The sequence below is a fragment of the Deltaproteobacteria bacterium HGW-Deltaproteobacteria-6 genome (assembly GCA_002840435.1).
In the GTDB taxonomy this organism is placed as follows: Bacteria; Desulfobacterota; Syntrophia; order Syntrophales; family Smithellaceae; genus UBA8904.
Map to the genome: position 1 here is coordinate 85,150 of PHAT01000001.1, position 12,983 is coordinate 98,132.

General features: G+C 48.7%; 13 protein-coding genes. 12 read left to right on the forward strand and 1 reads right to left on the reverse strand.

Features of this window, described 5'->3' with window-relative positions; all coding sequences use genetic code 11:
* Window positions 1-55: 55 nt before the first annotated feature.
* From CVU71_00320 to CVU71_00340, 5 genes are all read left to right on the forward strand, one after another.
* Window positions 56-1,336, forward strand: coding sequence for a hypothetical protein (locus CVU71_00320; protein PKN20279.1), 1,281 nt, complete (start codon window positions 56-58; stop codon window positions 1,334-1,336).
* Between the two features lie 26 nt (window positions 1,337-1,362).
* Window positions 1,363-1,689 (forward strand): hypothetical protein, encoded by a 327-nt coding sequence (locus CVU71_00325; protein PKN20280.1) that lies wholly within the window; start codon window positions 1,363-1,365, stop codon window positions 1,687-1,689.
* Between the two features lie 133 nt (window positions 1,690-1,822).
* On the forward strand, window positions 1,823-3,148 hold the full coding sequence (locus CVU71_00330) for an MFS transporter (GenBank protein ID PKN21016.1): 1,326 nt from the start codon (window positions 1,823-1,825) through the stop codon (window positions 3,146-3,148).
* Between the two features lie 120 nt (window positions 3,149-3,268).
* The gene (locus CVU71_00335) at window positions 3,269-3,634 is read left to right on the forward strand and encodes a methylglyoxal synthase (GenBank protein PKN20281.1); all 366 of its coding nucleotides are present in this window, start codon (window positions 3,269-3,271) and stop codon (window positions 3,632-3,634) included.
* Between the two features lie 30 nt (window positions 3,635-3,664).
* The gene (locus tag CVU71_00340) at window positions 3,665-4,357 is read left to right on the forward strand and encodes a hypothetical protein (GenBank protein PKN20282.1); all 693 of its coding nucleotides are present in this window, start codon (window positions 3,665-3,667) and stop codon (window positions 4,355-4,357) included.
* Window positions 4,358-4,361: 4 nt separating this feature from the next.
* Here the strand turns inward: CVU71_00340 and CVU71_00345 are convergent, their stop codons facing one another.
* Window positions 4,362-4,673: a hypothetical protein gene (locus CVU71_00345; GenBank protein PKN20283.1), complete on the reverse strand. Its 312-nt coding sequence runs from the start codon at window positions 4,671-4,673 to the stop codon at window positions 4,362-4,364.
* Between the two features lie 563 nt (window positions 4,674-5,236).
* On the opposite strand from CVU71_00345, the gene CVU71_00350 reads away from it, so the two are divergent.
* The 7 genes from CVU71_00350 to CVU71_00380 all read left to right on the forward strand — a co-directional run bounded on the left by CVU71_00350 (window position 5,237) and on the right by CVU71_00380 (window position 12,924).
* Entirely contained in the window at window positions 5,237-8,611 is a 3,375-nt protein-coding gene (locus tag CVU71_00350) for a hypothetical protein (GenBank protein PKN20284.1), read from the forward strand.
* Between the two features lie 120 nt (window positions 8,612-8,731).
* Window positions 8,732-9,445 carry a hypothetical protein gene (locus CVU71_00355; protein PKN20285.1) on the forward strand — a complete coding sequence of 238 codons (714 nt, stop codon included), beginning with the start codon at window positions 8,732-8,734 and terminating at the stop codon, window positions 9,443-9,445.
* Between the two features lie 493 nt (window positions 9,446-9,938).
* A complete protein-coding gene (locus CVU71_00360; GenBank protein ID PKN20286.1) occupies window positions 9,939-10,358 on the forward strand; it encodes a hypothetical protein in 420 nt (139 codons plus the stop codon).
* Between the two features lie 104 nt (window positions 10,359-10,462).
* Window positions 10,463-11,044 carry a nicotinamidase gene (locus tag CVU71_00365; protein ID PKN20287.1) on the forward strand — a complete coding sequence of 194 codons (582 nt, stop codon included), beginning with the start codon at window positions 10,463-10,465 and terminating at the stop codon, window positions 11,042-11,044.
* 145 nt (window positions 11,045-11,189) lie between these two features.
* A complete protein-coding gene (locus tag CVU71_00370; GenBank protein PKN20288.1) occupies window positions 11,190-11,546 on the forward strand; it encodes a hypothetical protein in 357 nt (118 codons plus the stop codon).
* 70 nt (window positions 11,547-11,616) lie between these two features.
* The gene (locus CVU71_00375) at window positions 11,617-12,012 is read left to right on the forward strand and encodes a hypothetical protein (protein PKN20289.1); all 396 of its coding nucleotides are present in this window, start codon (window positions 11,617-11,619) and stop codon (window positions 12,010-12,012) included.
* 96 nt (window positions 12,013-12,108) lie between these two features.
* A complete protein-coding gene (locus tag CVU71_00380; protein ID PKN20290.1) occupies window positions 12,109-12,924 on the forward strand; it encodes a hypothetical protein in 816 nt (271 codons plus the stop codon).
* Window positions 12,925-12,983: the final 59 nt, after the last annotated feature.

Consider the following 12,983-nt stretch of genomic DNA (forward strand, 5'->3'; position numbering starts at 1 on the left):
TAGTTTTGCCTGAAGTATAATCAAAATCATAATTTTTTACAGAGGCGGGCATTCCATGCAAATCATAATGATGAGAATTTTCCTTGTTTTGACCATGCTCTCGTTGATCCATCCATCTGTATTACAGGCGGCGGCGGAGCGGCGCATTGCCCTCGTTATCGGTAACAGCGCATACAGCGCAGGTCCGCTTAAGAACCCCGTTAACGATGCGACGGATATGGCCGCCGTCCTCCGGAAACTTGGCTTCAAAGTGAATCTGAAGAAGAACGCTGATCTGGAAACAATGGAGGCAGCCATTGAAGACTTTGGAAACCAGTTGAAGAGAGGCGGTGTCGGCCTCTTCTATTACGCCGGACATGGCGTGCAGGTAAACGGCGTCAACTATCTCATTCCCGTAGGCGCGAAGATCAGCAAGGAATCGGATGTCCGGTTCAAAGCACTTGATGCCGGACGAATTCTGGCCGAAATGGAAAACGCCAACAACGGTATGAACATCGTGTTGTTGGATGCCTGCCGTGACAACCCCTTTGGCAAGAGTTTCCGCAGCGCCTCCCGCGGGCTGGCCATTGTGAGCAATTCTCCATCGGGAACCTTTATTTCCTATTCCACAAGTCCCGGGCAGGTGGCAAGGGATGGTGAAGGGCGAAACAGTCCTTACACCAGAGCGCTTCTGGATAATATGGGCAAACCCGGGCTGACGATAAACAGTGTTTTCATGAAAGTGCGCGGCAAGGTAAAAAAGGAAACAGGGCAGGTGCCCTGGGAGTTGTCTTCCCTGGAGGGGGATTTCTTTTTTGTGCCGGGTTCCGCAAAAGCAATAACAGCCCGGGATGAATCAGTCGCGGCCGGGACATCGCCGGCGGATGAACTGGAGGCGGAGAATAGAAAATTGGAAGAGGAACAAAGCCGCCTGGCAGAAGAGAGGGCATTACTGGCGAAACAGAAGGAAATAGCGGAAAAACGGCAGAAGATAGCGGATGAAAAGGATCGGCTGAAAACTGAAAAGGATGCGCTCAGTTTGGCATCAGAGGAAAAAAACGAAAAAGAAAAAATATTTAAAGGGATTTGGAGAAGCTCGGGGGGATGGGTCTATAAAGGCGATGGGGAGTATATCGTGGTCGTTGCCGTTGCTGATAGCAGTGATAAATTATTTGTTAATAAATTAATGTTTAAGAATATCAGGAAAGACGGCAATTTGTGGAGGGCTGATAACGCTTATTTAAATCCTCAGACCGGGGAAACTGAAAAATGGATTGATGCAACTTTTGAGTTAAAAGGGAAAACTTTAATCAGACGCAACAATTTCAATATCATTACTTTGGAAAGAATTGAATAGTAGCTGAAAAAGGCGGATGTCTCTCTATGGAAAATGTGGCTCCTCTTCCGGAAAGAACTTATCAGGAAATAAATGAGAACAGGCGCAGATTGCTCCGGGATGCTTACTCCTGCTATCCGGAGTACATCTACTGCGATCCCGACAAGTTTAACTGGCACACGCCTGACGGCCGGGTAAATATTTTTGACATCTTCTATCTGGGCGATTGCAATTATCTTAACCTGATCGGTTGTTCATCAGAAACGCACAGAAAGCCTGATTTTTTTATGCTGACCCCCAAAGGCGCCGACCTTCTGGAAGTGCCGGACAAACTGGACGAGATATTCCCCGTGGGGCGGGATCAGCATGATTGATCATCAGGCAAGGGGTAACCAACCCGCGCAACGAAGTTTTCCTGTCGCCGCCGGAGTACCATGCCGCTTAATATTTACCGGCAGCTGAATAACTTTTCAATAAATAACAGGTGGAGATAGATCCATGACGGAAATCAAAAGGGCTTCGCGCAAAGAACTGTTTGGCTGGGCAATGTTTGATTTTGCCAACTCATCCTACACGACGGTCATTATCACGGTTGTCTTCTGCATCATCTTTCCCAGACTCATTGTCGGAGACGGACCGGAATATCGTCTGGGAAATCTCCTCTGGAGCACGGCGCTCTCCATCAGTTACCTGATTGTGCTTCTCACTGCCCCTCTCTTCGGGGCCATCATGGATTATACGGGATCGAAAAAGAAATTCCTCTTTGGAAGCTGCATTCTTACCGCGGCGGCAACCGCCGCTCTTTATTTTGTCGGGCCGGGCGGCATCATTTTAGGCATGCTGCTCATTATTCTCTCCAATATCGGTTTTTCCTACAGCGAAGCTTTTGTCTCCAGTTTTCTTCCGGGGCTTGGTCCGTCCGGCGATCTGGGGAAGATCTCGGGTTATGCCTGGGGTCTGGGCTACATGGGCGGCCTGACCTCCACGGCCATCGTCATCTTCGGCCTGGGCGCGGGGGTTTACACGCTGGAAAATTATTCCAACCTGCGCTTGGTGGGACCGGCAACGGGTTTATTTTTCCTGATCGCCGCAATTCCGACGTTTCTCTGGGTGAAGGAACGCACAAGGCCCAGAGCGCTGCCTTCCGGTGAAAATTATTTTACCGTCGGATTCAAAAGATTAAAAAAGACCCTGCATGACATCCGGGATTACAAGGATTTGACGATTCTGCTGGCATCCTTCTTTTTTGCCTATGCCGGTCTTTCCATTGTGATCTCCTTTGCCTTTATTTACGGCGACCAGGTTGTCAAATGGTCCGGCGCCACTCAGATCTTCATGTTTGTCATTACGCAGTTTACGGCGGCGGCCGGCGCGTTTCTTTTCGGGATCATTCAGGACAAATGGGGCGCGAAACGGACATTCATCCTGACGCTGCTGATCTGGGTGATAGCCGTCAGCCTGATTTACGGGGTCGCTTCCGTGACCGTTTTCATCAACAGCCTGTCTGGCGCCTCGCTTAAAGAAGAACATGTTTTCCTGCTGATCGGTTCTATCGCCGGGCTGGGTCTGGGATCGACACAGTCCGCCTGCCGAGCCATGGTGGGTCTTTTCTCGCCGGACACCAAGGCCGGTGAGTTCTTCGGTTTGTGGAGTCTCACCAGCCGTCTGTCCGCCATCATGGGACTCATGGGGCTGGGAATATTGCAGACGCTCTTCGGCCTGCAAAAAGCGGTGCTTGTCTGTTCGGCCTTTTTCTTTATTGCCGTTGTCATCGTCCTGTTCATCGATGAAGAGCGAGGGAAGGCTGTAGCGCGTGAACACGCGGGAGAATAAGGTGCAAGCGCTGACCAATTGTTGATTGACATGCAGGGGGGCGCTTACTATACTTTAAAAGACAAAAGCACAGCGGTTTTTCGCCAATCAGGTTTACCGATGAATAATAAAGGAGTTACGATGAAGACGATAGCAATAATAGCGCATGACGGGAAGAAAGCGGAGATGGTTGCCTTTATCAAAGACCATCTGGAGATCCTCAGGAGATATAAATTAGTTGCCACCGGTTCTACCGGAGGCCATATCGAAAAAGCGGGGCTGGAAGTTGAAAAGAAAAAATCAGGGCCTCTGGGCGGCGATGCTCAGATCGCTTCGGATGTTGTTGACGGAAAAGTTCAGGCGGTGATCTTTCTGCGCGACCCGCTGGGAACTCACCCTCATGATCCCGATATTTTCATGCTGATGCGGATCTGCGATGTTCATAATATTCCATTGGCCACCAATACGGCCACTGCCTATTTGATTATCAAGTCTTTGGAAGAATGATTCCGCGAGACCCTGTGACACGGAGGCGTTATGAGTGAATTATTTCCCGCTCGAACCATTGCCCTTGAATACTTAAGCCTGGACGGCTCATTGCCCGAAAGCGGGTTTATGCAGTGGTACCGGGCCATTCACCTTTTGGAATTGCTGAAGACCGACGGCATTGCCGCCGTTACCCTCTACCGGAATCTCAAGGAAAATCTCAAAGACGGCCAGCCGCGTTACCTGGCTGTCTATCGGCTGGATGCGGATGATCCCCGGGCAATGATCAACACGGTTACGCAAACAACCCTGCCTGCCGGAGCGAAAAGCCTGCACACAGGCGTCTGGGATTTTCTGGCAATGAGAACCAGCGTCCGGGAACCGCTCAGACCTCAGGCCGGACTTCAAGACGGCATGCCTCACGCGCTGCTTGCCGTGCCGACCATCTGCACCGACCCGTCCCGGGAAAAAGAATTCAACAACTGGTACCTGTATACGCATTTTCACGACATCCTGGAAACGCCGGGATTGACCCAGGCGCACCGCTACAGGAACCTCAACCCGCAGCCGCAGGCGGACGAAGCAACCTATCTGGCTTTATATGAAATAGACGCCCAAGATCCCGCAGCCGTCGTGCGGCAGATTGAACAGGATGACCGGACCATACGCATCCCGCAGGGGAGGATGATTGACTGCATCCGCCTGGCCCGGGGCAGCGGCGCATTCCAGCACGTGACTTTGTAGCATCTCATTCATTGGTTTCGATGCTTACAACCTCAGATTTTCCGTTTTTGTATTCGATGATATGAATTTCTCCGCGCTCATCTTCCCGATCTTTAAACGTATACCGGAGAGTAAGAACATCATCCGGATACCGTTTGCTGAGTTCCGTAATCGCATTATGAAATCTTCTGTAAGTGTTTCGTGACCTACCGCCCCGTGGACCGATGTTGAAATATTCCGGGTCCGTGTTTCTGGTATAGGAAAGAAATAATTGCCGGCAATAATCTCTCACATCCGGCGTTGAACCACTGACACTGTTTAATTGCCATGTTTTCATTTTGCATTACCCGGCGGCTATGTGAAGTCACCTGCCTTCGGGTGACTGTTTATCTAGTGCCATGCAATATTTCACAATCACCCGCAGGCAGGGTGACCGGCACGAAAGGCTTTTGCGCTATCAGAAAATTACTATGGATTTTATAATTTAGCAATGAGGTAATGTGTGACCCTGATGATCCCTCGTGTATCATAGCCTTTCAGGTCAAGCGTTCTCGTTTGTGCCCTATAGGGTATGGACGCTAAAAACTAGTTCTTGTCATGTCGAACCGAAGGGAGACATCTTGCACTTTCCCATTTTTTCTAACAGTGAACTGCTTACCGATTTACCTTTAGTGGTACGCCGCATGCCCCGCAGGGGTGTGAACCACTAAATCTTCAACCTATTTATGTTTTTTCGACCATATATTATTTCTTGACAATTTTTAGCAAATTTCCGCATAATCTTTCCGAATATGGCACTTATCTGGTTCTTAACTGCTCAAACAACTTTTATCTGCATTTAGCCTATTTTCGTAAATCTGTTGTTTTTGTTCCAACTTGTATGAGTGGGGAATATTGACGATGAAATGCGCAAGATGCCAGACTGAAAATCGTGAGAGTCGAAAGTTTTGTGCGGAATGTGGCGCAAAGCTCATTTTAACTTGTTCCAAATGCAGTTTTGAGAACTTGCCTACAGAAAAGTTTTGTGGCGAATGTGGTCAATCATTATCCGTTGCAGAGGGAACATACTCTGTAACACTTCCCCGGGGACTTTCCTTCGATGTGAAACTTCAGAAAATCCAGAAATACCTTCCCGGCGGTTTGACGGAAAAGATTCTTTCACAGCGAGGGAAGATCGAAGGGGAGCACCGTCAGGTAACAGTTCTGTTTGTCGACATGGAGAATTTTACCCCCCTGGTGGAAAAGCTTGGTGCTGAAGAAGCATACTCGATTATGGATAACGTTTACGAAATCCTGATTCACAAGGTGCATGACTTCGAAGGGACGGTTAACGAGATGACCGGCGATGGGTTGATCGCCTTGTTTGGCGCACCCATCGCCTTAGAAGACGCTCCACAGAGGGCCATTCGATCCGCGCTGGCCATCCATCAGGAAATAGCCCGTTTCAGCGACAGGATGAAACAGGAAAAAAACATCTCACCGATCAAAATGAGAATCGGTATTCATACCGGTCCGGTCATCGTAGGCACACTGGGGAATGACTTGAGGGTCGAGTTCAAGGCTGTCGGAGATACGGTGAATCTTGCATCCCGGATTCAAAGTCTGGCTTCAGCCGGGACAACCTGTGTTTCCAATAATACCTTCAAGCTGACAGAAGGACTGTTCCGGTTTGAATCTCTGGGTCAGAAAGAGATCAGAGGGAAAGAGCACCCTGTCCATATTTATCAGGTCATTGCATCCAGTTCCATCCGCACGCGCTTCGACGTCAACGCAGAACGAGGTCTCACGGCCTTTGTCGGTCGAGCCCGGGAGCTGGAGAACCTTTTGGATGGATTGGATCGGGCCAAGACGGGCAGAGGCCAGGTATTTTCTCTCATTGGAGAGGCAGGGGTCGGTAAATCCAGACTTCTTTATGAATTTCGAAAAGCTCTCACCAGCGAAGACGTCACTTTTCTGGAAGGAAAATGCCTTTCCTATGGTCGTGGTTCAGCCTATCATCCTATCATCGACATTCTGAAAGCGACCTTTAACATTCAAACAGTGGATTTGGAGGCAAGTATCAGGGAGAAACTGACAGATGGACTCAGGACCTTGAATATCAATGTTGACTCCTCACTTCCTTTTCTGTTGGAGTTGCTGTCGGTTAAGGACAGCGGCATGGATAAAATTTCCATAAGCCCGGAAGGCAAGAAAGACCGTCTGATCGAAACCATTAAGCAGCTCATCATCAAATACTCTGAGCTTCAGCCTCTCGTCATTGCCATCGAGGACCTGCACTGGGTGGATATGAGTACGGAGGACGCACTGCAATATCTTTTGGAAGTTATTCCCGGTGCACGAATACTGTTGATTTTTACTCATCGGCCGGATTATGCGCATATCTGGGATAGAAAATCCTACCATAACCATTTGACGCTGAATCGTTTGTCCAATCGGGAAAGCCTGGCAATGACATGCAGCCTGCTGGAAACAGATCAATTGGATAAGAACATAGAGGAACTGATTCTTGCCAGAACCGAAGGAATTCCGTTTTTTATCGAGGAACACATCAAGTCTCTGAAAGACCTCAAGATTATCGAAAGACAAAACGGATCCTATAAACTCACCAAAGACGTCAAGACCATCACAATTCCCTCGACCATTCAGGATGTCATCATGGTCCGGGTGGATGCATTGCCCGAGGGGGCAAAAGAGATTATCCGCATCAGCTCCGTTATTGAAAGGGAGTTCAGTCATGAGCTGCTGAAAAGAGTAGCTAGTCTGCAAGAGCAGGAGCTGCTTTCCGGCCTTTCCATCCTCAAGGATTCAGAACTCATCTACGAAAGAGGAATCTATCCGGACCTGATTTACATCTTCAAGCATGCCCTGACTCGTGAGGTGGTCTACGATTCTCTGCTGGCTAAAAAGAAGAAAACTCTCCACGAGCAGATCGGAAGAGCCATTGAAGAAATGTACCAGAATAATCTGGAACCCTGTTTTGGCCTACTGGCTGCCCATTTCATGGAAGGAGAAGACTTTGTGAAAGGCGCGGAATATTCCAAAAAAGCCATGCGCAATGCCGAAAAAGCAGCTTCGCTAAACGATGCAATTGCCTATGCGAGAAAAAGGGTGGCTTGCATCGAAAAACTTCCGCAAACTGAACAAATGCAAAGAATGAGGGTCGATGCAAGGACAAGGCTGGGACTTTACATCGCTCAACTAAATTATGCTGCTGAAGCTAAAGAGGTTATTGACCCTGTTATCGAATTCACTCGGGCGTCGAATGATAAAAAACACCTCTGCAAGATATTAATGATTTTAGGATTATACTATCATTATGTTGAGGAAAATCCTGCTCAATCCTCCAGCGTATTCGAAGAGTCTTTGGATATTGCAGATGAGATCCAGGACGTTGTAACATTAGCTATCGGAAATTTTTTCTTTGGATTTCCGCTAGCTTTTGATTGCCAGTTTGAAAGAGCTGTACCTAAATTTCAAAAAGCAATCGATATTAATGCTTTTGTAAATAATTTATGGGGCGTTTCGGCGATGACAAGCAATCTTGCTATCTTCTGCCACTTTTATTCAGGAAAAATCAATGAGTGCATGAAGGCGGCAACTGAAGCGTTGAGCATTGCTGAAAAAAGCGCGGATATCTTTTCAAAAGGCATGGCTTACAATAGTTATGGGTTGGCTAACTTTGCTAAAGGATCGTTAGATCAGGCGGAGAAAAACCTCATGAAGGGTCTGCAACTCTGTGAGCGTATCAATTTCCCTACCTGGCTATGCGTAGCCCATATGGGTTTGGCTGAGACTTATTTTGAACTGGGTGAATTTGATAAATCAAATGAACATTATTCCAGATACAGCGAGATATTTGAACGCAATAGGCTGTTCCCCTCTCATGTATGTACTGGGAGAATAGGCGCAATAAAGTCACAGATAATGAGAGGGAGGGGCGTTGATCTAAAAATATTCAACGAACTAAATAGTAAAATTAAATTAACTTGTGCAAAGGGATGGGCGTCAAAGATGATTTCGGAAGGTTTCTCAAACGTCGATAATCAACATATAGCAGATGCTGAATCTTGGATTATGAAAGCTATTGACGCTGATCGAACAAACGGCATGAATTTTTATCTTGGAAGGGATTATATCCAATATTATAATATCCTCAAAAGAAATGGTGACCGCGTAAATGCAAGGGAAAAACTCGGCAAGGCCATCGCCGTCTTCCGCGAGTGCGGCGCCGATGGATGGGTAGAAAAGTACGAAAAGGAATTAAGCGTTTTGTGATAAACGCGCGCATTGCTTCTTATCCATGAATGAAGATGGCAACCCGTTGCCTCAACTTTCGGAAAAAGCTTATCTTGCATATTAATTTTTAGTCAGTACGATTAAAAAAGGAGGTAAATCATGAGCACGTATGTTTTGATTCATGGAGCTTGGCACGGAAGCTGGTGTTGGGACAGTGTTGTTTCTCTTTTGAAAAAGGAAGGACATACTGTAAAGGTTCCCAACCTGCCGGGTCATGGAGGAGACAAGACACCAATAACCGAGCTCTCACTACAGGCATATACTGATTGTGTCTGCCATATTTTGGATGCCCAGTCTGAACCAGTGATTCTTGTGGGACATAGTATGGGAGGTGTGGTCATCACCCAGGCTGCAGAGTTTCGGCCTGAAAAGATTAAAATATTAGTATATCTGGCTGCATTCCTTCCTCAAAATGGAGAGTCTTTGTTTGACTTGATTGGGATAGATTCGGCAACTTTAATTCTGCCAAATTTGATTATGGCCGACGACCAAAGTTGCACTATGATCAAAAATGAAGCGATAAAGGATGTCTTTTATGGCGATTGTTCTGATGACGATGTGAAGAGAGCCAAATCACTCTTAGTTCCTGAACCATTGGCCCCGTCGGCAGCTTCAGTGAACATCAGCGAGGAAAAGTTTGGCAAGACACGCCGAGTTTATATCTCATGTCTCCGGGACAAGGCCGTTAGCCCGGCATTACAGGAAAAGATGTACAAGGCTCTACCATGCGAGAAAGTTATCTTTATGGACACATGTCATTCACCCTTTTTCTCATCCCCAGAAGCGCTGGTGGGGCATCTACTCTCACTGTAACCGGATGCGGGGGGGCAAGTCTCTTCCTGGCTTAACTTATCATGGTTAAAAAAAATCCGGTTCGGTTGGGGTGAGGCGGATGTATTTTACCATATAGGCAGGCATGGGCATAAGCTACTCCTGTAAAAGGTTCATGAAATGAAATTGAAAGTATGGCAATATCTTTGTTAAATTGTAAATGGTGCTGACAATATGCAAAGATATATTGGTCGGAATGCAGCCCTGGAAATTCAACAATCTTAGCGACCAAGGGGACGCTCCTAAAATACTAAGTTACCAGGTGTAAATGAAAGAGAACTGCTTATGGTCTCTTGATCTTTCAAAATAATAGTGACCATCCCTATTATTTCACATCAGAAATATTTCACAAACAGCCAGCATAACATCATGCCGTGAATATTGATTAACCGGCAAATAATTGCTGGCATACCATCTGCTCATTATGTTAATAATTCATTCACAATAATCTGCAGCGGAGGATACGAAATTGAAAATGAGAAAATTGACGTTGATTGGAGCAGTGGTGGTCTGCTGCATATTGATCGGGGCCGCTGCCGTTTGGGCGCAGGGCAATGGCACCGTCATGGTGGGTGGCAAGGTGTGGCTGAAGGATGCGGGCTGCGTCGGATTATATCATTGGGCAGAGGCAAAAAACGCTGTAGCCGGTCTGGCCAGCGGACGTTGCGGTTTGACCGATAACTCCAAAGCAGGCGATTGGCGTCTGCCCACCAAAGATGAATTGCTGAACGTATTTTCATCAAAAAGTCTTTTTACGAATGTCCAGACCAACTACTACTGGACGGAGACCATGAGCGGAACAAGCAGCACGCCGATCGGATGCCATGTTACCAGCGGGACTTGCCTCCCCTTAGGCAGCGGGGTCTTGGACTATGTCTGGCCGGTGCGCAGATAAAAAACCGCAGGCCGTTTCCTGTTTTTTGTGGACAGGATGGCCTTGACAGACAAGGCCATGTTTCCTATGCTTCCCGCAAAGTTCTTCTCCAACAAGAGGGCAAAATGAAGGCAATCGACAGGCAGGACGCATTACTGGTGGTTGATGTACAAAATGATTTTATGCCCGGGGGCGCCCTGGCGATCGCGGATGGCGACCGGTTGCCGCTGGTCATCAACAGGATCTCCGGAATTTTTGAGACGCGGGTTTTTACGCGTGACTGGCATCCGGCCGATCACATCAGCTTTTCCGACAAACCGCAATTCGTGGATAAATCCTGGCCTCCCCATTGTGTTCAAAATACCCGGGGCGCACAGTTTCATTCAGACCTGAAAATATGCGCAGGCGATCGGATTGTCAGCAAAGGCGATAACCCCCGGCAGGAAAATTATTCAAGTTTTCACGGAACGGATCTGGAAGAGTGGCTCCGCCTGCGTGGCATCCGCCGGATTTACATTGCCGGTTTAGCCACGGATTATTGCGTTTTTAACACGGCCATGGACGGTCTTCGATCCGGTTTTCAGGTATGGGTTCTGGAAGATGCCGTTGCGGGCGTGGACGTGCCTGCCGGAAGCGCGGCCAGGGCGCTGCAAACGCTGCGGGAAAACGGCGTGCATATTATTGCAACCGCGGAGCTGCAGGACTGAGAGCGTCTGTTATATTACGAGCGTCCTGTTATCCGGTATCAGGTAATTTTGATGGACATCCGCACGTTTCAATAATAAGTAACGGAACATCATCTTGACGTTCCCGTGAGCAGGCCGCATATCTAAAAAAATACGGAGGTATTGAATGAAGAGAAATACAATATTCGGGTTATTTTTATTATTGTCCGTTGCGATATTGTCAGAGGCGCAAGCGGCCACAATTAATATATCCAATAATTGCAACCAGGATGTAACCGTGTCAGCCTATTCGATTCAAACAGCAAGCGCCGGCTATCTATTGGCACAGAAGCTTGCCTACGCACACAACTCCTACACGGTGACCACTTCTTTGCCTGTAAAGTGCATCAGAACCGAGTTTCCACAGCCTGGTCACTCGACGGAAGGAAAGGCCTTTTATTTTGGCGGAGCAAATAACCTTACTGTCCGCATCATCATGGACCCGCAGAACTCAAATTCATGCAGTATATCCGTTACCGAATAACAGGCTCCGATCTGCTTACATTTGGGAACGCGCCTGAGACCGTGAGTTACACAAACCGGCATGTGAATTAATGAAGCGGGTTGGAAAACTTGAAGTGGAGAAACCGGTCATGAAAACAAAATCTGTTGTCCTGATGATGCTCTGTTTGATGGTTTGCGGCGCAGTTCCGGCATTTGCCGGTTATGATCACAGCACGTGCGTCAGAAATCTCGAAGCACAGGGTCTGGGTGGCCCCGACAATATCTGTCTGCCCGGAACATTCACGGGCAGTTCGTCTGCTCACCAGTTTTGCGCGCCGCAGGGTCCGTACGTTCCCATTCAGGGCGCCCAATGCCTGAACAGACAAACCGGGGAACGGACAGTGATCAGAATGTCGAATCCTTCGGCCGACATGATGGCCTGCCAGATGAAGGGTCGGGATTGGACGTTCAGCTACTGCTATACCTGCTGCGCCGAAGCAAACTGAAGGCATGAGTCATCGGGCACAGCGCCCGGTCTTTTTGCAATGAATGCTTGAATAATTCAGTATGGGCCCTCATTTCTTAAAAAAATGGAGTGACGCATGAAAGATTACGGTATCGGTCTTAAGCGGCAAGGGCACATCGCCATCATCACCCTCAACCGGCCCGCAAAGCAAAATGCCTTCGACCGGCACATGTGGGATTGTCTGGATCAGGTGACGGCCGAGCTTGCCTTAAGCCTGCCGCGGGTGATTATCCTTACCGGCGCAGGAAACAAGGCTTTCTCAGCCGGATTCGACGTGAACCCGGAAAATCCTTTACTTCGACCATTAATAGCCGCAATAGAGGGGCATGACAAAGGTCCGGCGGATGATCTTGTCCGCCGCATCAGAACAAGCGTCGACCGCCTTGTGGCGCTGCCGGTTCCGATCATCGCCGCTGTTAACGGACTGGCTTACGGCGGCGGAGCCGAGATTGCCTCCCGCTGTGACCTGCGGGTGATGGACCCGGACGCTGTGATTTGTTTCTCCGAGGTGAGGCTCGGCCTCATGCCGGACCAGGGCGGCGTGGTGGGGCTCACCCGTCTGGTGGGAGCGTCAAGAGCTGCCGACCTCATCCTCACGGCCCGGAAGGTCAGCGCCCGCGAGGCCCTGGCGCTTGGTTTGACCAACCGCATCAGCGCGCCGGGAAAGGCCCTTGAGGAAGTATTGTCCCTTGCCCTGGCCATTGCAGAAAACGGCCCTCGCGCCGTCCGCCATGCCCTGGCCGTGATCAGGAAAACCTGTGACCTGACCACGGAGGAGGCTCTGGAACTGGAGACCCGGGAAGCGGTTACCCTCATCGCAAGCGGAGAAAGCATCCACGGGGTTTCGGCTTTTCTCACGCGGCAAAAGCCCGAGTTCCCGGAACCGGACTGAGTCGCATTGAAAAAAATGTCATTCCGAATCCCGATGCGTCGGGATGAGAAATCTTAATA

Excerpts from the sequence above, each read along its gene's own strand:
- CVU71_00375 (PKN20289.1), top strand. The coding sequence starts at position 11,617 with ATGAAGCGGGTTGGAAAACTTGAAGTGGAGAAACCGGTCATGAAAACA.
- CVU71_00360 (PKN20286.1), top strand. The coding sequence starts at position 9,939 with ATGAGAAAATTGACGTTGATTGGAGCAGTGGTGGTCTGCTGCATATTG.
- CVU71_00325 (PKN20280.1), top strand. The coding sequence starts at position 1,363 with ATGGAAAATGTGGCTCCTCTTCCGGAAAGAACTTATCAGGAAATAAAT.
- CVU71_00365 (PKN20287.1), top strand. The coding sequence starts at position 10,463 with ATGAAGGCAATCGACAGGCAGGACGCATTACTGGTGGTTGATGTACAA.
- CVU71_00340 (PKN20282.1), top strand. The coding sequence starts at position 3,665 with ATGAGTGAATTATTTCCCGCTCGAACCATTGCCCTTGAATACTTAAGC.
- CVU71_00335 (PKN20281.1), top strand. The coding sequence starts at position 3,269 with ATGAAGACGATAGCAATAATAGCGCATGACGGGAAGAAAGCGGAGATG.
- CVU71_00370 (PKN20288.1), top strand. The coding sequence starts at position 11,190 with ATGAAGAGAAATACAATATTCGGGTTATTTTTATTATTGTCCGTTGCG.
- CVU71_00355 (PKN20285.1), top strand. The coding sequence starts at position 8,732 with ATGAGCACGTATGTTTTGATTCATGGAGCTTGGCACGGAAGCTGGTGT.
- CVU71_00380 (PKN20290.1), top strand. The coding sequence starts at position 12,109 with ATGAAAGATTACGGTATCGGTCTTAAGCGGCAAGGGCACATCGCCATC.
- CVU71_00345 (PKN20283.1), bottom strand. The coding sequence starts at position 4,673 with ATGAAAACATGGCAATTAAACAGTGTCAGTGGTTCAACGCCGGATGTG.
- CVU71_00350 (PKN20284.1), top strand. The coding sequence starts at position 5,237 with ATGAAATGCGCAAGATGCCAGACTGAAAATCGTGAGAGTCGAAAGTTT.
- CVU71_00320 (PKN20279.1), top strand. The coding sequence starts at position 56 with ATGCAAATCATAATGATGAGAATTTTCCTTGTTTTGACCATGCTCTCG.